24 protein-coding genes are annotated in these 22,364 nt (G+C 66.7%); 10 read left to right on the forward strand and 14 right to left on the reverse strand.

Going from position 1 to position 22,364, the window contains the following annotated elements; translation table 11 throughout:
- Positions 1–4: 4 nt before the first annotated feature.
- From lon to LMJ29_RS00270, 6 genes are all read left to right on the forward strand, one after another.
- A complete protein-coding gene (gene lon / locus LMJ29_RS00245; RefSeq protein ID WP_229602760.1) occupies positions 5–2,404 on the forward strand; it encodes an endopeptidase La in 2,400 nt (799 codons plus the stop codon).
- A gap of 110 nt (positions 2,405–2,514) precedes the next feature.
- Complete coding sequence (locus LMJ29_RS00250; protein ID WP_229602761.1) at positions 2,515–2,922, forward strand: protease inhibitor I42 family protein; 408 nt, start codon at positions 2,515–2,517, stop codon at positions 2,920–2,922.
- A 106-nt stretch (positions 2,923–3,028) separates the two neighbouring features.
- A complete protein-coding gene (locus LMJ29_RS00255; protein ID WP_229602762.1) occupies positions 3,029–3,598 on the forward strand; it encodes a hypothetical protein in 570 nt (189 codons plus the stop codon).
- 33 nt (positions 3,599–3,631) lie between these two features.
- A complete protein-coding gene (gene cmoA / locus LMJ29_RS00260) occupies positions 3,632–4,405 on the forward strand; it encodes a carboxy-S-adenosyl-L-methionine synthase CmoA (protein ID WP_229602763.1) in 774 nt (257 codons plus the stop codon).
- The gene (gene cmoB, locus LMJ29_RS00265) at positions 4,402–5,379 is read left to right on the forward strand and encodes a tRNA 5-methoxyuridine(34)/uridine 5-oxyacetic acid(34) synthase CmoB (RefSeq protein ID WP_229602765.1); all 978 of its coding nucleotides are present in this window, start codon (positions 4,402–4,404) and stop codon (positions 5,377–5,379) included. Before cmoA ends, cmoB begins: the two co-directional genes overlap by 4 nt.
- A 64-nt stretch (positions 5,380–5,443) precedes the next feature.
- Positions 5,444–5,650 carry a DUF2905 domain-containing protein gene (locus tag LMJ29_RS00270; protein WP_229602767.1) on the forward strand — a complete coding sequence of 69 codons (207 nt, stop codon included), beginning with the start codon at positions 5,444–5,446 and terminating at the stop codon, positions 5,648–5,650.
- A 115-nt stretch (positions 5,651–5,765) separates the two neighbouring features.
- On the opposite strand, the gene pdxJ is transcribed toward LMJ29_RS00270, so the two are convergent.
- The 11 genes from pdxJ to rpoE form a co-directional block, all read right to left on the reverse strand.
- A complete protein-coding gene (pdxJ, locus tag LMJ29_RS00275; RefSeq protein WP_229602769.1) occupies positions 5,766–6,509 on the reverse strand; it encodes a pyridoxine 5'-phosphate synthase in 744 nt (247 codons plus the stop codon).
- On the reverse strand, positions 6,502–7,194 hold the full coding sequence (recO, locus tag LMJ29_RS00280; protein ID WP_229602771.1) for a DNA repair protein RecO: 693 nt from the start codon (positions 7,192–7,194) through the stop codon (positions 6,502–6,504). The genes pdxJ and recO overlap by 8 nt, the downstream gene beginning before the upstream one ends.
- 115 nt (positions 7,195–7,309) lie before the next feature.
- On the reverse strand, positions 7,310–8,218 hold the full coding sequence (gene era, locus LMJ29_RS00285; protein ID WP_229602773.1) for a GTPase Era: 909 nt from the start codon (positions 8,216–8,218) through the stop codon (positions 7,310–7,312).
- The gene (gene rnc / locus LMJ29_RS00290) at positions 8,205–8,894 is read right to left on the reverse strand and encodes a ribonuclease III (RefSeq protein ID WP_229602774.1); all 690 of its coding nucleotides are present in this window, start codon (positions 8,892–8,894) and stop codon (positions 8,205–8,207) included. The genes era and rnc overlap by 14 nt, the downstream gene beginning before the upstream one ends.
- On the reverse strand, positions 8,891–9,268 hold the full coding sequence (locus tag LMJ29_RS00295; protein WP_229602775.1) for a DUF4845 domain-containing protein: 378 nt from the start codon (positions 9,266–9,268) through the stop codon (positions 8,891–8,893). The genes rnc and LMJ29_RS00295 overlap by 4 nt, the downstream gene beginning before the upstream one ends.
- A gap of 33 nt (positions 9,269–9,301) precedes the next feature.
- Complete coding sequence (gene lepB / locus LMJ29_RS00300; RefSeq protein WP_229602777.1) at positions 9,302–10,156, reverse strand: signal peptidase I; 855 nt, start codon at positions 10,154–10,156, stop codon at positions 9,302–9,304.
- A gap of 4 nt (positions 10,157–10,160) precedes the next feature.
- On the reverse strand, positions 10,161–11,960 hold the full coding sequence (lepA, locus tag LMJ29_RS00305) for a translation elongation factor 4 (protein WP_229602779.1): 1,800 nt from the start codon (positions 11,958–11,960) through the stop codon (positions 10,161–10,163).
- A 156-nt stretch (positions 11,961–12,116) separates the two neighbouring features.
- A complete protein-coding gene (locus LMJ29_RS00310) occupies positions 12,117–13,535 on the reverse strand; it encodes a DegQ family serine endoprotease (RefSeq protein ID WP_229602781.1) in 1,419 nt (472 codons plus the stop codon).
- Positions 13,536–13,557: 22 nt separating this feature from the next.
- Positions 13,558–14,031 (reverse strand): SoxR reducing system RseC family protein, encoded by a 474-nt coding sequence (locus tag LMJ29_RS00315; protein ID WP_229602783.1) that lies wholly within the window; start codon positions 14,029–14,031, stop codon positions 13,558–13,560.
- A gap of 6 nt (positions 14,032–14,037) precedes the next feature.
- The gene (locus LMJ29_RS00320; RefSeq protein ID WP_319942203.1) at positions 14,038–14,598 is read right to left on the reverse strand and encodes a sigma-E factor negative regulatory protein; all 561 of its coding nucleotides are present in this window, start codon (positions 14,596–14,598) and stop codon (positions 14,038–14,040) included.
- 29 nt (positions 14,599–14,627) lie between these two features.
- A complete protein-coding gene (gene rpoE / locus LMJ29_RS00325; protein ID WP_229602784.1) occupies positions 14,628–15,209 on the reverse strand; it encodes an RNA polymerase sigma factor RpoE in 582 nt (193 codons plus the stop codon).
- A gap of 327 nt (positions 15,210–15,536) precedes the next feature.
- Between rpoE and nadB the strand changes: the two genes are divergently transcribed.
- Positions 15,537–17,156, forward strand: coding sequence for an L-aspartate oxidase (gene nadB / locus LMJ29_RS00330; RefSeq protein ID WP_229602785.1), 1,620 nt, complete (start codon positions 15,537–15,539; stop codon positions 17,154–17,156).
- A gap of 9 nt (positions 17,157–17,165) precedes the next feature.
- On the opposite strand, the gene LMJ29_RS00335 is transcribed toward nadB, so the two are convergent.
- Positions 17,166–17,633 carry a protein YgfX gene (locus tag LMJ29_RS00335; RefSeq protein WP_229602786.1) on the reverse strand — a complete coding sequence of 156 codons (468 nt, stop codon included), beginning with the start codon at positions 17,631–17,633 and terminating at the stop codon, positions 17,166–17,168.
- Positions 17,617–17,874: an FAD assembly factor SdhE gene (locus LMJ29_RS00340; RefSeq protein ID WP_229602787.1), complete on the reverse strand. Its 258-nt coding sequence runs from the start codon at positions 17,872–17,874 to the stop codon at positions 17,617–17,619. The genes LMJ29_RS00335 and LMJ29_RS00340 overlap by 17 nt, the downstream gene beginning before the upstream one ends.
- A 125-nt stretch (positions 17,875–17,999) precedes the next feature.
- Here LMJ29_RS00340 and ygfZ point away from each other — a divergent pair, with 125 nt between their 5' ends.
- Together ygfZ and LMJ29_RS00350 are read left to right on the forward strand one after the other, a co-directional pair.
- Positions 18,000–18,941: a CAF17-like 4Fe-4S cluster assembly/insertion protein YgfZ gene (ygfZ, locus tag LMJ29_RS00345; protein ID WP_229602788.1), complete on the forward strand. Its 942-nt coding sequence runs from the start codon at positions 18,000–18,002 to the stop codon at positions 18,939–18,941.
- A gap of 318 nt (positions 18,942–19,259) precedes the next feature.
- On the forward strand, positions 19,260–20,117 hold the full coding sequence (locus tag LMJ29_RS00350) for a DUF6279 family lipoprotein (protein WP_229602789.1): 858 nt from the start codon (positions 19,260–19,262) through the stop codon (positions 20,115–20,117).
- Between the two features lies 1 nt (position 20,118).
- Here the strand turns inward: LMJ29_RS00350 and ung are convergent, their stop codons facing one another.
- Positions 20,119–20,814, reverse strand: coding sequence for a uracil-DNA glycosylase (ung, locus tag LMJ29_RS00355; RefSeq protein ID WP_229602790.1), 696 nt, complete (start codon positions 20,812–20,814; stop codon positions 20,119–20,121).
- A 195-nt stretch (positions 20,815–21,009) separates the two neighbouring features.
- On the opposite strand from ung, the gene LMJ29_RS00360 reads away from it, so the two are divergent.
- Positions 21,010–22,248, forward strand: coding sequence for an ABC transporter substrate-binding protein (locus tag LMJ29_RS00360; protein ID WP_229602791.1), 1,239 nt, complete (start codon positions 21,010–21,012; stop codon positions 22,246–22,248).
- Positions 22,249–22,364: the final 116 nt, after the last annotated feature.

The raw sequence follows: 22,364 nt of genomic DNA on the forward strand, positions 1-22,364 counted from the left end.
ATTCATGAGCGAGCAGGAAATTCCCCACGAGGTCGTCGAAGAGGGCGAGGGCGGCAGCACCGGAGTGATCCTGCAGGGCCAGACCCTGCCGGACAAGCTGTACATCATGCCGGTCCACAATCGTCCGTTCTTCCCCGCCCAGGTGCTGCCGATCGTGATCAATCCGGAGCACTGGGCGGAGACCCTGGCCCGCGTCGGCAAGACGCCACATCACTGCGTAGCGTTGTTCTACGTGGAGAATCCGCCGCAGAGCGCCGAGGAATTCGATCCGGACAACCTGCCCGAACACGGCACCGTGGTGCGCGTGCACCATGCCAGCCAGCAGGGCGATACCCTGCAGTTCGTCGCCCAAGGCCTGGCGCGGGTGCGCATCCGCAGCTGGCTGAGCCGCAAGCCGCCGTACTTGGTGGAAGTCGACTATCCGCGCACGCCCTCCGACCCCAGCGACGAGGTGAAGGCCTACGGCATGGCGCTGATCAACGGGATCAAGGAGCTGCTGCCACTCAACCCGCTGTACAGCGAGGAGCTGAAGAACTACCTGAACCGCTTCAGCCCCAACGATCCCTCGCCGCTGACCGACTTCGCCGCGGCGCTGACCACCGCGCCGGGCAGCGACCTGCAGGCGGTGCTGGACACCGTGCCGGTGCTCAAGCGCATGGAGAAGGTGCTGCCGCTGCTGCGTCGCGAGGTGGAGGTGGCGCGCCTGCAGAACGAGATCAGCGCCGAGGTGAACAGCACCATCGGCAAGCGCCAGCGCGAGTTCTTCCTGCGCGAGCAGCTCAAGGTGATCCAGACCGAACTGGGCATCACCAAGGACGACCGCAGCGCCGACGCCGAGGAGTTCCAGAAGCGCCTGGAGGGCAAGACGGTGCCGGCGCAGGCGCGCAAGCGCATCGACGAGGAGCTCAACAAGCTGGCGGTCCTCGAACCCGGCTCGCCGGAATACGCGGTCACCCGCAATTACCTGGACTGGGCGACCAGCGTGCCCTGGGGCGTGCTGGGCAAGGACAAGCTCGACCTCAAGCGCGCGCGCAGGGTGCTCGACAAGCACCACGCCGGCATGGAGGACATCAAGGAGCGGATCATCGAGTTCCTCGCCGTCGGCGCGTTCAAAGGCGAGATCGCCGGCTCCATCGTGCTGCTGGTCGGCCCGCCCGGGGTGGGCAAGACCAGTATCGGCAAGTCGATCGCCGAAACCCTCGGCCGGCCGTTCTACCGCTTCAGCGTTGGCGGCATGCGCGACGAGGCGGAGATCAAGGGCCACCGGCGCACCTACATCGGCGCCCTGCCCGGCAAGCTGGTGCAGGCGCTCAAGGAGGTCGAGGTGATGAACCCGGTGATCATGCTCGACGAGATCGACAAGATGGGTGCCAGCTACCAGGGCGACCCCGCCTCGGCGCTACTGGAAACCCTCGATCCGGAGCAGAACGTCGCCTTCCTCGACCACTATCTGGACCTGCGCCTGGACCTGTCCAAGGTGCTGTTCGTGTGCACCGCCAACACCCTCGACTCGATCCCAGGTCCCTTGCTCGACCGCATGGAGGTGATCCGCCTGTCCGGCTACATCGCCGCGGAGAAGTTGGCCATCGCCAGGAAGCACCTGTGGCCGCGCCAGCTGGAGAAGGCCGGGGTGCCTAAGCTACGCCTGACGATCAGCGACAGCGCGCTCAAGGCGGTGATCGATGGCTACGCCCGCGAGGCCGGCGTGCGCCAGCTGGAGAAGCAACTCGGCAAGATCGTGCGCAAGGCGGTGGTCCGCCTGCTGGAGGAACCCGAGGCGACGGTCAAGGTCGGTCCCAAGGATCTCGAGGGCTACCTCGGCATGCCGCTGTTCCGCAAGGAAAAGCATCTGGAGGGCGTCGGCGTGGTCACCGGCCTGGCCTGGACCAGCATGGGCGGCGCCACCCTGCCGATCGAGGCGACACGCATCCACACCCTCAACCGCGGCTTCAAGCTGACCGGTCAGCTCGGCGAGGTGATGAAGGAGTCGGCGGAGATCGCCTACAGCTATATCAGCTCGCACCTGAAGAAGTACAAGGGCGACCCGACCTTCTTCGACCAGGCCTTCGTCCACCTGCACGTGCCGGAGGGCGCCACGCCCAAGGACGGCCCCAGCGCCGGTGTCACCATGGCCAGCGCGCTGCTCTCCCTGGCGCGCAAGCAGGCGCCGAAGAAGAACGTGGCGATGACCGGCGAGCTGACCCTCACCGGCCAGGTCCTGGCCATCGGCGGCGTGCGCGAGAAGGTGATCGCCGCGCGGCGGCAGAAGATCTCCGAGCTGATCCTCCCGGAAGCCAACCGCGGCGACTTCGAGGAACTGCCGGGCTATCTCAGGGAAGGTCTGAACGTGCACTTCGCCCAGCGCTTCGCCGACGTGGCCAAGGTGTTGTTCCCGGGCACCTGAAGCCTTGCGAACTGCAACCGTGCCGCCGTCGGCGGCACGCCCTGCGGCTGAAAAGTCATAATCATCGGCTAGGCTATAGCCCAACGTTCATAGCCCGCCGGAGCCAGCCGATGCCCTTCCCTGCCCCTCTGCGCCTGCTGCCACTCGCCGCCCTGGTCCTGCTCGGTGCCTGCGCGCAGCAGGCACCGAGCACCCTGACCCTCGAGGAGCAACCGCGCTACTGCGATCCCCTGCAGTTGCGCCCCGGCCAGGACTTCAACCTGCGCCTGCCCAGCAATCCCACCACCGGCTTTCGCTGGGTGATGCGCGAGAGCGGTGCACCGGTGCTCCATCTGCTCGGTCCCGAGGTCTACTCCACCCCGGAGGAAGCGGGTGTGGTGGGCAGTGCGGGGGTGTCGACCTGGCGCTTTCGAGCGGTCGCCAGCGGCGAGGGACAACTGGATCTGGACTACCGCCGCCCCTGGGAAAACGGCGTGGCAGCGGCGAAAAACTTCACCTGCCGGGTGGTCGTCAAATAGCCCCCTGACCTCGTGCCGCGCTTTCCACCGTTCGTCTTCCGGCACGGCAACTCCTCCGTAAATCGCCTATAGCAAATAGCACCGGCTACAGCAGAAGGAGGACATCATGGACCTTTGTGGGCGGTATCTGATGATGAGCGTGCTGGTCTTGCTGGCCGGTTGTGGCAGCCTTCTCCCCAGTCAGCGCGCGGAAATTTCGTCGCCGTTCCGTGATTATCTGGATGCCGAGAGCCGCTTCTCCCAAGCGGTACCCGGCGTAACCACCCGCCCCGAGCTGTTCTCCATGGGCTTCGACCCGCAGACCGGTGGCAACGCGCGCATGCTGTCGTTCCTCGATGTGCGCACCATGTTCGTCCAGCCGAACATTCCCATCGACTATCTGCCGGACAGTCTGGTGACCTGTCTCGAAGCCAAGGAGCGCTGCACCGGCCTGGCCTTCGAATTCAACCAGACCGATACCCAGCGCATCGGCAGCTTCTGGGCGGACGTGCTCAACTTCCGCAAGAACCGCGAGCTGAAGGGCTGGACGTTCCGCGCAGTGTTCGTGATGGTGGACGACAAGCTGGTGCACAAGGTTAGCAACGGCGAGCCGCAGATACGCAAGATGCAGGTCGACCGTAACCCGCTCGGTCCCCTGCAGGGCGCCGGCGAGTACCTTTCCGACCAGCTGAAATGAAGGAGCTGCGAGGCAGCCCGGCACTCCGCTAGAATGGCGGGCTTTCCATCCCGGAAGCGCGCCGTGAAGCAGATCCCCGACCGCCTCTACGCCAGTCCCCAGGGACAGGTCGCCGACTTCGTATTCAACGAGGCGGTGGTGCGCGTGTTCCCCGACATGATCAAGCGTTCGGTGCCGGGCTATCCCACCATCGTCGAGAACATTGGGGTGATCGCCGGCCAGTTCGCCCAGCCGAACAGCGCCCTGTACGACCTGGGCTGCTCGCTCGGCGCGGTCAGTCAGGCGCTGCGCCGCCATGTGCAGATCGAAGGCTGCCGGGTGATCGCGGTGGACAATTCGCCCGCCATGGTTGAGCGCTGCCGCGAGTACCTGCATGCTCAGGACTCGATGTTCCAGGAGTTACTGCCAGTGGAGGTGCTCGAGGCCAACATCTGCCAGCTCGCCCTCCGCCCGGCCTCGGTGGTGGCGCTCAACTTCACCCTGCAGTTCATTCCCCACGCCCAGCGCCTGGACCTGCTGACCCGCATCCGCCAGGCGCTGCTGCCGGGCGGAGCGCTGATCCTCTCCGAGAAGTTGCGCTTCGCCGACGCCGAGGAGCACGAATTGCTCACCGACCTGCACGTCGCCTTCAAACGGGCCAATGGCTACAGCGAGCTGGAAATCGCCCAGAAGCGCAGCGCCATCGAAAACGTGATGAAGCCGGACAGCCTCGGCGAGCACCGCGAACGCCTCGCGGCGGCCGGCTTCTCGAAAGTCATCCCCTGGTTCCAGTGCCTGAACTTCGCCTCGCTGATCGCCCTGCCATGACCGACCTCGCCACCCGCGCCGCCCTCCCCGCCCTGATCGACAAACTGCACGCCACACCCCTGGCCGCCTGGGCTCAAACGCTGCCGGAGCTGCTGGCCACCAAGCTGGCCGAGGGCCACGGCGACCTGCCGCGCTGGCAGGCGGCGGTGGACGCCCTGCCGGCGCTGGCGGTCGCGCGCCGCGAGCTGGCCGAGGCGTTCTTCCTCGACGGCACCAGCACCGCCGCCCAACGGGCGACGCTGGAGCAGGCGCTCAAGGGCCTGATGCCGTGGCGCAAGGGGCCGTTCGAGCTGTTCGGCGTGCACGTCGACACCGAGTGGCACTCGGACTGGAAATGGGCGCGGGTCGCGCCGCATCTGGATCTGGCCGGCAAGCGCGTGCTGGATGTCGGCTGCGGCAACGGCTACTACCAGTGGCGCATGCTCGGCGCCGGCGCCGACTGCGTGCTCGGCGTCGATCCGAACTGGTTGTTCTTCTGCCAGTTCCTGGCGATGAAGAACTATCTGCCCGAGCTGCCCACCTGGCACCTGCCGCTGGCGCTGGAGGAGCTGCCGGAAAAGCTGGAAGGCTTCGACACCGTGTTCTCCATGGGCGTGCTCTACCATCGCCGCTCGCCCATCGACCACCTGCTGGCGCTCAAGGATTGCCTGCTGCGCGGCGGCGAACTGGTGCTGGAGACCCTGGTGGTGGATGGTGACGCGAGCACCGTGCTGGTTCCCGAGGACCGCTACGCACAGATGCGCAACGTGTGGTTCCTGCCTTCGGTGCCGGCCCTGGAGCTGTGGCTGCGCCGCGCCGGTTTCGTCGACGTGCGCTGCGTAGACGTCAGCATCACCACCACCGCGGAGCAGCGCTCCACCGAGTGGATGAAGTATCAGTCGCTGCCGGAGTTCCTCGACCCGCAGAACCACGGCCGCACCGTGGAAGGCCTGCCGGCACCGAAGCGCGCCGTACTGCTGGCACGCAAGCCGTGAAGCGCTCATCCTGACTCACGGGCCGGGCGAGCGCTGGCCCGCTCGGTAACCTGGAGGCGGACACATGGCCCGCTGGCTGATGATTTTCGGTGTGACGCTGCTGCTTCTCGGCATCGCCTTGCACTTCGCGCCCTGGCTGTTCGCCTGGTTCGGCCGCCTGCCCGGCGATATCCGCATCGAGTCGGAACGCAACAAAGTATTCATCCCGATTACCTCGATGCTGCTGATCAGCATCGTGGCCAGCCTGCTGCTCAGCCTGTTCCGGCGTTGAAGGCGAGCGTAGGGTGGAAAACGGGCGAAGCTCTTTTCCACCAATCAGGGCGCGGTGGAAAACACTCCGCGGCTTTCCACCGGGTGACCATCCACCCTACCCCGACCGACAGCCTTCAGCGCGCCGCCGCAGCGACGATCAGCGCCTTCATCTCCGCCACCGCCTGCTTGAAGCCGACGAACAGCGCGTGGGCGACGATGGCATGGCCGATGTTCAGCTCGTTGATGCCGCGAATCGCCGCCACGGCTTCGGCGTTGTGGTAGTGCAGCCCGTGGCCGGCATTGACGATCAGGCCATGGCTCAGGCCGCACTCGACGCCGTCGCGGATGCGCGCCAGCTCGCAGGCCATCTCCGCCGGGCCATGGGCGTCGGCATAACGACCGGTGTGCAGCTCGATGGCCGGTGCGCCGATACGCGCGGCGGCTTCGATCTGCCGCGGGTCGGCGTCGATGAACAGCGACACCTCGCAGCCGACCGCGGCCAGGCGCTCCACCGCAGCGCGGATGCGCGACTCCTGGCCGAGCACGTCGAGGCCGCCCTCGGTGGTCAGCTCCTGGCGAGTCTCGGGCACGAAGCAGGCGTGCGCGGGACGGATCTGCTCGGCGAAGGCCAGCATTTCCTCGGTGACGCCCATCTCGAAGTTCATCCGCGTCTGCAGCACTTCGGCGAGCAGGCGCACGTCGCGATCCTGGATGTGCCGGCGGTCCTCGCGCAGGTGCACGGTGATGCCGTCGGCACCGGCCTCCTCCGCGTCCAGCGCCGCCTTCACCGGGTCCGGATAACGGGTGCCGCGGGCCTGGCGCAGGGTGGCGATATGGTCGATGTTGACACCCAGCAGGATGCGGTTGGCTTCAGTCACGACGGGACTCCTTGCGATTGATGAACAGCTCGCGGCTGACCAGCGGCCGGCCGCCCAGATGTGGCGCCAGCGCCTGGCGCATCAGCCGCTTGGCGGCAGCCAGGGCACCGGGCGCCGCCCAGTCGGCCTGGGCCAGGGCGAGCAGCTCGCGGCCGTGGAACAACCCGGGTTGCAACTGGCCAACCGGCTGGAAACCATCCTCGGGCAACCACTGGTACAGCGCCGCGGGATCGACCGGCTGCCCCTGGCAGTCGCGATCGAGAGCGAAACCATAGCCCAGATCGTCCAGCAGCCGCCATTCAAAGGCACGCAGCAGCGGCTCCAGCGGGCAGCCGGCCGCCAGCGCGGCCAGGGTGGCGGCATAGTGATCGAACAGGGCGGGATGCGGGACCTCGGCCGGCAGCAGGCGAACCAGCAGCTCGTTGAGATAAAGGCCGCTGAACAGGGCCTCGCCGGTCAGCAGATGGGGAATGCCGAGCGCCTCCAGACGGGCGACGGTCTTCAGCTCGCCATGCCCACGCAGCTCCAGCTCCAGGGGCAGGAACGGGCGCGCCAGACTGCCCGCCTTGCCGCGCGCCGCCCGTAGCACCGCGCGCAGGCGCCCCTCGGCGGTGAGGAAATCCACCAGAGCGCTGGTTTCCTTGTAGGGACGGGAATGCAGGACGAAGGCCTGGCGGGAAGACATGGGTTGGACACCTGCAGAGACGCTCGCGGGAAGCGGAAGGGGCCAACCGTGGAGCGACATGGCCGATCACCGACGTGCGCCGGGCGGACCTGAGATCCGGCCAGCGCGCGATCAGTCAGCTATCGCCATAACCGAGCGAGCGCAGGGCGCGCTCGTCGTCGGACCAGCCGCTCTTCACCTTGACCCAAAGATTGAGCATCACCTTGCTGCCGAACAGCTCTTCCATGTCGCGGCGGGCGTCCTGGCCGATACGTTTGATGCGCTCGCCCTTGTCGCCGATGATGATCTTCTTTTGCCCGTCCCGCTCGACCAGAATCAGCGCGTGGATATGCAGGATGCGGCCCTGTTGCTGGAACTGCTCGATCTCCACGGTGACCTGATAGGGCACCTCGGCGCCGAGCTGACGCATCACCTTCTCGCGCACCAGTTCGGCGGCCAGGAAGCGCGAGCTGCGGTCGGTGAGTTGGTCTTCCTCGAAGAAGTGTTCGCCCTCGGGCAGGCGCTCGCCGACCAGGCGCTCGAGGGTTTCCAGGTTCTGCCCATGCTGGGCGGAGATCGGCACGATCTCCGCGTTGGGCAATTGCTCGGTCAACCACTGGAAATGCGGCAGCAGCTCGCCCTTGTCCTCCAGGCGGTCGATTTTGTTCACCACCAGCAGCACCGGACAGGTCACGAACTTGACCCGGTCGAGCACCATCTGGTCCTCGTCGGTCCAGCGCGTGCGGTCGACGACGAAGAGCACCACGTCGACGTCCTTGAGCGCCGCGCTGGCGCTGCGGTTCATGTAGCGGTTGAGTGCCTTGTCGTTGTCCTTGTGCATGCCGGGGGTATCGACGTAGATCGCCTGTACCGCCCCCTCGGTCTTGATGCCGAGCAGGGTGTGCCGGGTGGTCTGCGGCTTGCGCGAGGTGATCGCCAGCTTCTGGCCGAGGATGTGGTTGAGCAGGGTCGACTTGCCGACGTTCGGCCGGCCGACGATGGCCACATAGCCACAGCGGCTCACCTGGGATTCAGTCATTGCCATTCTCCACGCCCAGAGCCACCAGTGCCGCTGCGGCCGCCACCTGTTCGGCGATGCGCCGGCTGGCACCCTGACCCCGGGTCTTTTCATTGAGCAGGGCAATCTCGCATTCGACGAAGAAAGTCCGGCAATGCGGCTCGCCCTGGATGTCCACCACATCGTAGCGCGGCAGTTCGCAGGCGCGCGATTGCAGGAACTCCTGCAGGCGGGTTTTCGGATCCTTGTTGGTGTCGACCAGCGTCAGCTCGTCGAAGTACGGATCCAGCCAGGCGAGCACGCGGTCGCGCGCGGTATCCATGCCGGCGTCGAGGTAGATGGCGCCGATGAGCGCCTCGGTGGCATCGGCGAGGATGGATTCGCGACGGAAACCGCCGCTCTTCAGCTCGCCGGAGCCCAGCCGCAGGTATTCGCCGAGGTCGAACACGCGGGCCAGCCGGGCCAGGGTCTCGCCCTTCACCAGCCGCGCGCGCAAGCGCGACAGCTGACCTTCGCGGGCCTGGGGAAAGCGCTTGAACAGCGCCTCGCCGACCACGAAGTTGAGGATGGCATCACCGAGGAATTCCAGCCGCTCGTTGTTGCGGCCGGCGAAGCTTCTGTGGGTCAGGGCCAGGATCATCAGACCCTGGTCCTGGAATTTGTAGCCGAGCTGACGCTCGAGTCGATCAAGCGGATTGCTCACGGGGCTCTGACACGGTATTCGCGGTCGAAGTGCACGACCAGGTCAAGGTTCTCGATCAGCGGCTCGCGCTTCTCGTAGCTGAGATGGACAAGGAACTCGTTGCTCTCCATGCGCACGTCCATCACCTTGCGCAGGTCGAGATCACGGATGTTGTTAACCTGAGTTGCACGCTCAATGTGCGAGAAGAATTCGCCGGGCGTGCGAAGGTCCAGGGCTTTTTCATTTTCGACGCCCGTAATGCTCTTCTGCAACGCGAAGAAGTCGAAGTAGTGCGGGAGGACCTTGAACGCAGTACTGGCCAGGAAGGCCACCACGGCCAGTACCACCAGCCAGCTCAGCATCGACAACCCTTGCTGCGAACGTGCAAATTTCATGATCGACCTCGTCTCCGTGGACTGTTCAGCGCATCAATGGATCAGCCCGACACGCTCGAAGGTCGGCAGGTGGCCGAGCTTGGGCGCAGGCCAGCTCATCCACACGGCGAATGCCTTGCCGACGATGTTGCGGTCAGGAACCATGCCATGCAGCTCGACGGGAATCGCCGGATCGTCCCAATAACGGCTGTCGTTGGAGTTGTCGCGGTTGTCGCCCATCATGAAGTAGTGCCCGGCGGGCACCACCCACTCGCGGTTCGGTTCGATACGGTAGCGGTGCATTTCCTTGCGGATCAAGTGCTCGACCTCGCCCAGCTTCTCGCTGAACAGGCGCGCACTGCCGAGGCTGCCCGGTTCGTCGCCGAGCAGTTGCTCGGCCACCGGCTGGCCGTTGACGAACAGACGCTTGTCGCTGCTGTAGCGCACATGATCGCCCGGCAGGCCAACCACCCGCTTGATGTAGTTCACGCTGGGCTCGCTCGGATAGCGGAACACCATCACATCGCCGCGCTGCGGGTCGCCAATCTCGATGACCTTGCTGTCCACCACCGGGAGACGGATACCGTAGGAAAACTTGTTGACCAGGATGAAGTCGCCCACCTCGAGGGTCGGCTTCATCGACCCGGAGGGAATCTGGAACGGCTCGACCAGGAAGGAGCGCAGCACCAGTACCAATGCCAGGACCGGGAAGAACGACTTGCCATACTCCACCAGCACCGGCTCGCGCGCCAACCGCTGCAGCACCTGCGGATCGGCCTGGTTGACGTTGCCCTGGTAGGAGGCGATTGCCGCGCGACGGCGCGGGGCGAGATACAGGAGATCGATCAGCGCCAGCACGCCGCACACCGCAACGGCGATCACCAGCAGCAACGGGAAGTTCAGAGTCATGTCCTCAGCTGTCCACCTTGAGCACGGCGAGGAAGGCTTCCTGTGGGATCTCCACGCTGCCGACCTGCTTCATCCTTTTCTTGCCGGCCTTCTGCTTCTCCAGCAGCTTCTTCTTGCGGCTGACGTCGCCGCCGTAGCACTTGGCCAGCACGTTCTTCCTGAGTGCCTTGACCGTCGAGCGGGCCACCACCTGCCCACCGATGGCCGCCTGAATCGCGACGTCGAACATCTGCCGCGGGATCAGTTCCTTCATCTTCTCCACCAGCTGACGGCCCTTGTAGGCCGCATTGTCGCGATGGACGATCAACGCCAGCGCGTCGACCCGTTCGCCGTTGATCAGCACATCCAGACGCACCAGGTTGGCGGGCTGGAAACGGTCGAAACCGTAGTCCAGCGAGGCGTAGCCGCGGCTGGCCGACTTCAGGCGGTCGAAGAAGTCCATCACCACCTCGTTCATCGGCAGGTCGTAGCTGACCTGCACCTGGCTACCGAGGAAGTGCATGTCGCGCTGCACACCACGTTTCTCGATGCACAGGGTGATCACGCTGCCCAGATGATCCTGGGGAACCAGGATGTTGGCCCGGCAGATCGGCTCGCGCATTTCGGCGATCGACGAAATGTCCGGCAGCTTGGAGGGGTTGTCGACGTAGACGATGTCGCCGTTCTTCAGCACCACCTCGAACACCACGGTCGGCGCGGTGGTGATCAGGTCCAGATCGTACTCGCGCTCCAGACGCTCCTGGATGATCTCCATGTGCAGCATGCCGAGGAAGCCGATGCGGAAGCCGAAGCCCAGTGCATCGGAGCTTTCCGGCTCGTACTGCAGCGCGGCGTCGTTGAGCGTCAGCTTCTCCAGCGCGTCGCGGAAATCCTCGAAGTCGTCGGAGCTGACCGGGAAGAGGCCGGCGTAGACCTGCGGCTTGACCCGTTTGAAGCCAGGCAGCACATCGACATCGGGGGTATTGGACAGCGTCAGGGTATCGCCCACCGGAGCGCCCTGGATGTCCTTGATGCCGGCGACGATGAAGCCCACCTCACCCGCCTTGAGGTCTTCGGTGGCGGTGTGCTTGGGAGTGAACACGCCGACGCTGTCGACCTGGTGAACCTTGCCGGTGGACTTGACGAGGATCTTGTCGCCCTTCTTGACGCGACCGTGGCGCACCCGCACCAGCGAGACCACGCCCAGGTAGTTGTCGAACCAGGAATCGATGATCAGCGCCTGCAGCGGCGCGTCGATCTCGCCTTCCGGCGCCGGGATCACCGAGACCAGGCGCTCGAGCACGTCGACCACGCCCATGCCGCTCTTGGCGCTGCAGGCCACGGCGTCGGTGGCGTCGATACCGATGACGTGCTCGATCTCTTCCTTGACCCGCTCCGGCTCGGCCTGGGGCAGGTCCATCTTGTTCAGCACCGGCATCACCTCGAGACCCTGCTCGATGGCGGTGTAGCAGTTGGCCACCGACTGCGCCTCGACGCCCTGGCCGGCGTCCACCACCAGCAGGGCGCCCTCGCAGGCCGCCAGCGAGCGGCTGACCTCGTAGGTGAAGTCGACGTGGCCGGGGGTATCGATGAAATTCAGCTGGTAGGTCTGGCCGTTCTGCGCCTTGTAGTGCAGGGTCACACTGTGCGCCTTGATGGTGATGCCGCGCTCGCGCTCGAGGTCCATCGAGTCGAGCACCTGGGCCTCCATCTCGCGGTCGGACAGACCGCCGCAGATCTGGATGAAGCGGTCGGCCAGGGTCGACTTGCCATGGTCGATGTGGGCGATGATGGAGAAGTTGCGGATATGACTCAGATCACTCACGGGCTCAACACTCGAAGGGAGCGCGGGCCTGGCCCGCCGAAAATAGCCGGGAAGTTTACCTGATCGCCCGGGCAGGCGTCACCACGGCTCGGCCAACTCCCCCAACAGAAACGACAAGGGGACGAATCGCTCGTCCCCCGTCCACCGCTACGCCCCTTATTCGGCCAGCTTGAAGGTGATGAAGCTGGCCCGCCCCTGACGCAGCACGCGCATCGATACGCTGCGATTCTTCGGTAGCGCCTCGGCCACCTTGCTGAAGGTCTTGGCCGAATCGATCGACTCATTGTTCAGGTGGGTGATCACATCACCCGGACGCAGGCCAATGAGCGCCGCCGGCCCCCCGTCCTGCACCTCGCGGATCAGTGCGCCGCCATTCAGCTCCAGAGCCTGTTTCTGATCCGCAGCGAGGTCGACCACGGTAACCCCCAGGCGATTGCTGCTGCGCTCCGCGCCTTTTTTGCCAGCGGCGGCGACCGCCTCGCCGTCCTCCGGCAGGGCACCGACCGCCAGCTCGAGCTTCTTGCGCTCGCCGTTGCGCACCACATCCAGGGTTACCTCGGTGCCCGGCTTCAGAGTACCGACCAAGTGGGGCAGGTCGGCCGAAACCTGAATCGGCTGACCATCGAGGGAGAGGATCACGTCGCCCACCTGCAAACCGCCCTTGGCCGCAGGGCCGTTCTCCAGCACCTGGGCCACCAGGGCACCGGCCGGCTTGTCCAGGCCGAAGGTCTCGGCCAGATCCTTGTTCACTTCCTGGATCACCACGCCGAGCCAGCCGCGGCTGACCTTGCCCTCGCTCTTGAGCTGTTCGGCCACGTTCATCGCCACGTCGATGGGAATCGCGAACGACAGGCCCATGAAGCCACCGGAACGCGTGAAGATCTGCGAGTTGATGCCGACCACCTCGCCGCCCAGGTTGAACAGCGGGCCACCGGAGTTGCCCGGGTTGATCGCCACGTCGGTCTGGATGAACGGCACATAGTTCTCGTCCGGCAGGCTGCGCCCCTTGGCGCTGACGATCCCGGCGGTCACCGAGTGATCGAAACCGAACGGCGAGCCGATGGCCACCACCCACTCACCAACCTTGAGCGCATCGGACTTGCCGAGCTGGACGGTCGGCAGGTTGCTGCCCTCGACCTTGAGCAGGGCCACGTCGGTGCGCGGATCGGCCCCGACCAGCTTGGCCGGCAGCTCGCTGCGGTCGGACAGGCGCACGACGATCTCGTCGGCGTCGGCGACCACGTGGTTGTTGGTCAGCACGTAGCCGTCGGCGGAAATGATGAATCCCGACCCCAGCGACTGCGCCTCGCGCTGGCGCGGTGCCTGCTGGGGCAATTGCGGAATGCTGCGCTCGAAGAATTCGCGGAACATCGGCGGCAGGCCTTCCAGATCCGGCATCTGCTGCACCCCGGCAGCCGGGGTAGCGATGATCTGTCGGGTACTGATGTTCACCACTGCCGGCGAAGCCTGCTCGACCAGCGCGGTGAACTCCGGCAACTGGGCATTGGCCACCAGCGTCTGGGCCAGCGCCAGCACGGCGACCAGCGATAGCACTGCGCGTTTCACGATAGACATGGAACCCCGACTCCCTCTGTGCTCAATGAAGATCAATGCGCCTCAACGGCTCGCCGCGCATGACCAGCTCGGCGCGCAGAACCACCGGCTGGCAGCCCGGATCGTGCTCGTGGCGCCGGCTGCGCCAGCGCACCAGCCACCAGGCGGCGAAGAATCCACTGAGGCCCGCGAGAATGACAAAAGACTCATCCAGTGCCAACCACTCTGCCAGCATTGCGCCGGCGAACAACCCCAGCAAGGGCAACAGATAAACCCGCAGCGCACTGCCCAGCACGAGATCCTCGCGGATGCCGATGGTCACCCCGTCGCCCACTGCCAGTTGCAGGTCGGTCAGGGCGCGCACGTAACCACGGCGCTGCCCCACTCCCAGCTTCTCCATCAGTCCCTGGCCGCAGCCGGAACTTGCCGAGCAGCCGTTGCAGGTGCTGCGCCGCAGGGTTTCCACCCATACCGCACCTTCCTCGACGGCAACGACCCGCCCCTGCTCTTCGACCATGCGCGCTTAACGGGCCGGAGCCTCGTCAACGGTCGCCGGCGCGGCGGCGTCGGCCGGCACGGCACGCAGCAGGTCGTCCGCCTGAGCGGGCTGGGCGGGCTCGGTCGGAGCCTCTTCGGCCGGGAAGCTGGCCAGCACCGCCGGTCCCTGCGGCACCGCCATCGCCGGCAGGGTCGGCTGCGGCTGCTGAACCGCCGCCGGCTGCTGAGCCAGCTGGGGCGCGGCGTCGTCCTGACTGTTGTAGAAGCGTACCCCGGCCAGCACGGCGAGGGTCACCGAGGCAGCCACGGCCAGCCGCCCGAGCTGCCGCCAGCCCGAAGAGGCCGCCGGCTGCGCCGGCGCTGGCTCTGCCTCGGCGGCGATGGCGGCGGACACGGCGGAAGCCAGGTCCAGGCCCGGCAGCACGGCCTGTTTATGCATCACGTCACGGGCCAGCTGCAAGCGCGCCCAGCGCTCGCGCAGCGCCGGATCCTCGCCGGCCGCCGCGAGCACGCGACGCAGTTCCAGCTCATCGGCTTCGCCGTCCATGACGGCGGACAGCGACTCGTCCAGCACTACACGGTTCATGGTTTTCCTCTCTTGGCTTGCGCCAGGTTTCAGGCTTCCTGCAGCAGCGGCTGCAACGCCTTGTCGATCGCTTCACGCGCGCGGAAGATCCGCGAACGCACCGTCCCCACTGGACATTGCATGGCCGTGGCAATGTCCTCGTAACTCAGTCCCTCGAACTCGCGCAGGGTCAGCGCCGTGCGCAGGTCGTCGGGTAGCTGCTGGATGGTTCGATGCACGGTGGCCTCGATCTCATCGCGCAGCAAGGCGCGCTCCGGTGTCTCGATATCCTTGAGGGCATGGTCGCCCTCGACGAACTCGGCATCCTCGGCACTGACATCGATATCCGGCGGACGCCGACCACGGGCCACCAGATGGTTCTTCGCCGTGTTCACGGCGATGCGGTAGAGCCAGGTATAGAAGGCGCTATCACCGCGGAAATTGGTTAATGCACGATAGGCCTTGATGAAGGCCTCCTGCGCCACATCCTGAGCTTCCTGGGGATCGTGCACGAAGCGCACGATCAGTCCGAGGATCTTGTGCTGATACTTGAGCACCAGCAGATCGAACGCGCGCTTATCGCCACGCTGGACCCGCTCAACCAGCTGCTGATCCGGTTCCTGGGTTTGCATTCATGCTCCTTCCAACGCCCGGAGAGTACGAGGCGCCCAAGTACCGGTCTGCTTAAATAGACTTCGGCACGGCGCTAAAGTTCGTCTCTGCGGGATGCTTTTCCCCGAGTCGTCGAGACCGGGGTTTGCAAGTCATGTCGGCTGCGCTGGGCGGCCGACGGTGGATCTGCTTCGCCACAGACGCATGGCACTGAAGAGTGTGACACGCGGGCCGGCTTGCCTCCTGGGCAACCCGAGTGAGAACGCAGATGATGGTCAAAGTTCCGCTGTATTGTGCCGGCAGGCCCTTCTATATACTAGGGCGCTGTTTACCGCGGAACGGTGTACATGAGCCAACACTATCAGCATGACGTACTGGTCATCGGCAGCGGCGGCGCCGGCCTGTCCCTCGCCCTCAACCTGCCTGCGCACCTGCGTGTGGCCGTGCTGAGCAAGGGACCACTGGACGGCGGTTCGACCCCGCGCGCCCAAGGCGGCGTGGCCGCCGTGCTGGACGATGGCGACAACATCGAGTCGCACGTGCATGACACCCTGGTCGCCGGTGCCGGCCTGTGCCGCGAGGATGCCGTGCGCTTCACCGTCGAGCATAGCCGCGCGGCGATCCAGTGGCTGATCGACCAGGGCGTGCCCTTCACCCCCGATGCCGAACATCAGGACGGCGAGCGCGGTTTCGCCTTCCACCTGACCCGCGAGGGTGGCCACAGCCATCGACGCATCATCCACGCCGCCGACGCCACCGGCGCAGCCATCTTCACCACGCTGCTCGACCATGCCCGGCGGCGCCCGAACATCGAGCTGCTCGAAGACCGCGTGGCGGTCGACCTGATCACCGAACACAAGCTCGGCGGCCCCGGACGGCGCTGCCTCGGCGCCTACGTGCTGAACCGCCAGAGCGGCGAGGTCGACACCTACCGCGCGCGCTTCGTGGTGTTGGCCACCGGCGGTGCCGCCAAGGTCTATCTGTACACCAGCAACCCCGACGGCGCCTGTGGCGACGGCATCGCCATGGCGTGGCGTGCCGGCTGCCGGGTCGGCAATCTGGAGTTCAACCAGTTCCACCCGACCTGCCTGTACCACCCGCAGGCGAAGAACTTCCTGATCACCGAGGCGGTGCGTGGCGAGGGCGGCCTGCTCCGGCTGCCGAGCGGCGAGCGCTTCATGGACCGCTTCGACCCGCGCGGCGAACTGGCGCCGCGCGACATAGTCGCGCGCGCCATCGACCACGAGATGAAGCGCCTCGGCATCGACTGCGTGTACCTCGACATCAGCCACAAGCCGGCCGAATTCATCAAGGCGCACTTCCCCACCGTCTACGAGCGCTGCCTGGCATACGGCATCGACATCACCCACCAGCCGATCCCGGTGGTGCCGGCCGCACACTACACCTGCGGCGGCGTACTGGTCGACAGCCGCGGCCAGACCGACGTGCCCGGCCTGTATGCCATCGGCGAGACCAGCTTCACCGGTCTGCACGGCGCCAACCGCCTGGCCAGCAACTCGCTGCTCGAATGCTTCGTCTACGCCCTCTCGGCGGCCGCCGACATCGCCGGCCAGCTGCAGGAGGTGGCCATGCCCGGCCAGTTGCCGACCTGGGACGCCAGTCAGGTCACCGACTCCGACGAGGACGTGATCATCGCGCACAACTGGGACGAACTGCGGCGCTTCATGTGGGACTACGTCGGCATCGTGCGAACCAGCAAGCGCCTGCAGCGCGCCCAGCACCGCGTGCGCCTGCTGCTCAGCGAGATCGACGAGTTCTACAGCAACTACAAGGTCAGTCGCGACCTGATCGAGCTGCGCAACCTGGCGCTGGTCGCCGACCTGATGATCCGCTCGGCCATGCTGCGCCGCGAGAGCCGCGGCCTGCATTACACCCTCGACTACCCCGGCCAGCTGGAAAAGCCGCTGGACACCATCCTCATCCCGCCCTGCTATCACCCGGCCTGAGCATCCCGCTCAAGCCGGCTCCACCTCATCCACCGCCGCCCAGCGTCGCCGGGCGAACTTCAGGCGCACGCGCAGGCGGCGGTGCTGGTCGCGCGTCAGGCTGTCGGCGGCGACGCACAGGCCGCGGTCGAAGCGCTGCCCGGGACGGCGGAAGTGCAGGATCACCGCCTGCGGCAGGGCCAGGCTGCCCGGCCGCAGCTGCACCGCCACCCAGCCTTCGGCGGCATTGCGCAGCTGCCAGCCGCGCTCGTCGTGGCGCAGGGCGGTGAAGCTGGCGGGATGACGGAGCAGGATGGCGCGTGGCAGATGCCAGGCGGCGTGGAGCAGGCAGGCCAGCAGACCGGCAATCCGCGCCCACAGGGGCAGCGCGGCGAGCGTCAGAGCCAGCAGCGCCAGCCCCGAGCAGAAGAGGTAGAGTGCCAGCAGACGCCGCGACGGCCGCCAGTGGCACTCGAAGGGTTCACTTGGGCTGGACACGGTCCAGGATCATGCGAACCATGCGCTGGTGATCGGCGTTTTCCGACACGCTGTAACCCATGAACCAGCTGAACAGGTCGGGGTCCTCACACTTGAGCAGGTTGCGGAAGCGCTCCTGGTCGGCCACCTCCAGCTGCGGATAGGCCTCCTCGAGGAACGGCTTGAACAGCACGTCCAGCTCCAGCATGCCGCGCCGGCACTCCCACTGCAGTCGCTTCAGTTCGATATTTTCTTCGGTCATCTCGGCCTCCTCGGCAATCGCGGCATTATAACGATGCCCCGGATAGCCGCCAGCCTGCCGGCTGACAAGGGCCGGCGGGCGGCTCTATGATGGCCGTCCCGACCTTCGCACCGGCGACCGACCCGATGTCCGCAACCGCTTTTTTCACCCCGCTCGATCATGAAGGAGTCCTCGCCGTCGCAGGCGCGGACGCCGCCAAGCTGCTCCAGGGACAGCTGACCTGCAACCTCAACTACCTGAACGCCGAGACCAGCAGCCTGGGCGCGCGCTGCACGCCCAAGGGACGGATGATCTCCAGCTTCCGCATCGTCCCGCTGGGCGAGCGCTTCCTGCTGGCCATGGCCCGCGAACTGATCGAGGCGCAGCTCGCCGACCTGAAGAAGTTCGCGGCGTTCTTCAAGGCCCAGTTGGCCGATGACAGCGAGGCCTGGGTGCGTTTCGGCCTGAGCCAGGGCGACGGCGTCCTGCTCACCCTCGGCCTGGACCTGGCCTACGCCGACGGCAGTGTGGCGCGCAACGGCGAGCTGCTGGCCGTGCGCCTGCGCGACGGCCGCGCCGAATTGTGGGCGCCGGCCGGCGAAGCCGCCAACCTGCGCCAGCGCCTGGCCGCCCAACTGGCCGAGGGCAGCATCAACGACTGGCTGCTCGCCCAGGTGCGCGCCGGCGTCGGCCAGGTGTTCGGCGCCACCCGCGAGCTGTTCATTCCGCAGATGCTCAATCTGCAGGCACTCGGCGGGGTCAGCTTCAAGAAGGGCTGCTACAGCGGCCAGGAAATAGTCGCGCGCATGCAGTACCTCGGCCAGCTCAAGCGCCGCCTGTACCGCCTGCGCCTGGAAGGCGGGGAACTGCCGATCGCCGGTGCCGAGCTGTTCTCGCCGGTGCACGGCAGTGCGGTGGGCGAGGTGGTGCTGGCCGCCCGCGACGGCGCGGCCAGCGAGCTGCTCGCCGTGCTGCAGAACAATGCCGCCGAAGACGGCCGCCTGCACCTCGGCAGCCTGGAGGGCCCGGCGCTGCAGTTGCTCGAGCTGCCCTACACGATCGACAACGAGCGCGACGCCAAACGTTGAGTCATCCAGCCGGGTGTGGCCTCGAGAGCTCGATACGACGTTGCCGCACGCGCATCCCTGTAGGAGCGAATTGATTCGCCCCCCGGCCATGCCGGGCGACTGAACTCGCCCCTACAGGACAATCGCCCGTCGAGACACACTCCAAGCCGCGCGGCAGCTCTCGGGAGCGCGGGGCAGCGGCGGGGGCTGCCGCTCAGCCGGCTCGCCGCGCCTCTGCACCGCCGCTGGCCGACAAACGCTCGCCGCACGGCTGAGCGCCGGCAGGGCGCGCGCCGCTGGCTTATGCTCAAGCCAGATCGGACTGTCGCCGGAGCGCCCATGTCCCGCCTTCTCCTTCCCGCCAGATCGCTCGCCCTGCTGCTCGCGCTGCTGCTACTGGCCGGTTGCAGCCGGATGGAGCTGGTCTACCGCAACCTCGACTACCTGATTCCCTGGAAGGTGGACGACTACCTGAGCCTCGACGCCAAGCAGAGCGCCTGGCTGGACGCACGGCTGGACGCGCACCTGCGCTGGCACTGCCAGAGCGAGCTGCCGCGCTACATCGACTGGCTCGACCACCAGCGCCCGCTGCTCGCCGGCAGCCCGAGCAGCGCCCGTCTGGAGGCGGCCTTGGGCGAAGCGCGCACCTTGCTGCAGCCGACCTTCGCCCGCCTGGCACCGGACGCCGCCCAACTGCTGGCCGGTCTCAGCGCCGAACAGATCGCCGAACTGGACGAAAATCTGGCCGAGGAGCGGGCCGAATTCGCCGAGCGCTACCTGGGCGGCAGCCTGGCCGAACGCCTGCAACGGCGCGTCGAGGTCGCCCAGCCGCGCCTGGAGTTCTGGCTGGGTCCGTTGCATCCGCAGCAGCGCGCCTACCTGCGCCTGTGGGCGGCACGCCAGGAAGCCGGCGTACGCCCCTGGCTGGACAATCGCACCCGCTGGCAGACGGGCCTGCTGGCGCAGTTGCGGCAGACCCCGCGGGCAGAACTCGCCGCGCGCCTGGAGCCGCAGCTGGCCGCCCCGGATCGCCACTGGGATGGGGACTACCGGCAGGCGCTGCAGCGCAGCCAGCAATCGCTGGCCGAACTGCTCGCCGAGCTGTGGGCGAGCGCCACGCCGACGCAACGCGCGTATCTGCAGGAGCAGCTGGACAGCCTGAGCGCAGACCTCGGCGAACTGGTATGCCGCGACTGAGTCAGACCGTCGGCAGACGCCAGTCGATCGGCGCCAGGCCGTGCTGCTCGAGGAAGCGGTTGGTACGGCTGAAATGGCCGTTGCCGATGAAGCCACGGTGCGCGGACAGCGGCGAGGGATGCGGGGAACGCAGGATCAGGTGCTTGGTCGGATCGATCAGGCGCTCCTTGCTCTGCGCATGAGCGCCCCACAGCAGGAACACCACGTGCGGCCGCTGCTGGCTGACCACCTCGATCACCCGGTCGGTGAACTGTTGCCAGCCGGCCCCGGCGTGCGAGCCGGCCTTGCCCTGCTCGACGGTCAGCGAGGTGTTGAGCAACAGCACGCCCTGGTCCGCCCAGTGTTGCAGGGATCCATGGTTGGGCGGATCGATGTTCAGGTCGCGCTTGAGCTCCTTGAAGATGTTCTGCAGCGACGGCGGCACCGGCACGCCCGGTTGCACCGAGAAGCACAGGCCGTGGGCCTGCCCGGGACCGTGGTAGGGGTCCTGGCCGATGATCACCACCTTGACCCGTTCCAGCGGCGTGGAGTCAAGCGCGTGGAAGATCAGCCCGCCGGGCGGAAAGATCTGCTTGCCGGCCGCCTTCTCGCTGCGCAGGAACTCGCTGAGCGCCTGCATGTAGGGCTGCTCGAATTCCGCGTGCAGGGCCGCCTTCCAGCCCGGTTCGAGTTTGATGCGATTCTGCGCGGTGCTCATGGAGCCCCCTGTGAGCGAAACAAAGCGGCACCCTAGAGAGGGCGTTCCGGCAAGTCAAGGCGCGACCAAGGATGCGGGTAGCAGGCCACCCGGATGACGACCCAAGTCGCCCCCGGCCCACCGCAAAAGCGCATGGGCGCCCCGCCGGGCGAAGGGTACAACTCCGGCTCCCCCCTGCCACAAGGAAAGGTGTCCATGCGCCGACTCGCCTGCCTCAGCCTGCTGCTCGCAGCCTTCGCCGTCCACGCCGCCCCGGCCGCCGAGCCCCTGAAGATCGGCCTCAACTACCCGCGCACCGGCAACGACAAGGCCGAGGGCCTGGAGCAGATGCGCGGCGCCCTGCTGGCCATCGAGCAGATCAACGCCCACGGCGGCGTGCTCGGTCGTCCGCTGCAGCTGGAAACCGCCAACAGCGCCTCGCGGGCGGAAACCGCGGTGCGCAATGTCGACCGCCTGCAGGCCAAGGGGGTGGCGATGGTCTTCGGCGGCGCCACCAGCGAGGAAGTGATCGCCGCCAGCCAGCGCGCCCGCGAGCTCGGCCTGCTGTACTTCGCCACCCTCGCCTACGCCAACGAAGTCACCGGACAGTATGGCCATCGCTACCTGTTCCGCGAGTCCGGCAGCGCACGGATGAGCGCACGGGTGCTCGGCGAATACCTGGCCATCCACCAGCCGCGCCGCAGCTACTTCCACATCACCCGCGACGACGCCTGGGGCCGCAGCATGGAAAGCGCCCTGCGCGAAAGCACCTCCACCCAGGACAAGGCGCGCCACGGCCGGCGCAGCCTGGCCCCCAGCGCTGCCCGTCTGGCCGACATGCGCGCCGCCCTGGAAGCGGCGGAGAAGAGCGGAGCGGAGGTCCTGGTGCTCAACCTGCTCGGCAACGACCTGGTGCAGATCATGAGCCTGGTCGACCAGCAGGGCCTCAACCGCCGCCTGCAGATCATCATCCCGCACCTTTCCAAGCCGCTGGTCGAGCAGATCGGCCCGTCGATCATGACCGGGGTGATCGGCACCGAAACCTGGACCTTGAAAAGCGCGCAGCTGGAGAAGAGCGCCGCCGGCCAGGACTTCATCCGCGAGTTCGTCGCGGAGAACCAGGAATATCCGGGCAGTACCGCCGCTTCCACCTACGCCATCGTCCGCGAGTGGGCCGAGGCCGTGAAGCGCGCCGGCAGCAGTGACAGCGAGGCGGTGATCCGCGCGCTCGAAGGCCACCGCTACCAGCTGCTCAAGGGCCCGCAGGAGTGGCGCGCCTTCGACCACCAGAATGTGCAGGACGTCTACGCCGTGCGTGTGCGCCCGCGCGAGGAGATCATGAAGGACCCGCTGAAACAGGACTACTTCGAGGTCATCCACCGCATGCAGGGCGAGCAGGCCGCGGTGTCGATGGACGACTGGGAACAGGAGCGCGACAGCCTGACCCTCGAGTAAAGCCCGACCGACCGCCGCCCCCGGCCACCGCCGGGGGCGCGTAGCACAGGATTTTCACCCCGCACAGGCAACCCGCCACGTATGTGACGCTTATCACGAAAACCGCCGACCTCCCG

Origin of the sequence: Pseudomonas oryzagri (assembly GCF_020831405.1) — a bacterium.
Lineage (GTDB): Bacteria > Pseudomonadota > Gammaproteobacteria > Pseudomonadales > Pseudomonadaceae > Geopseudomonas > Geopseudomonas oryzagri.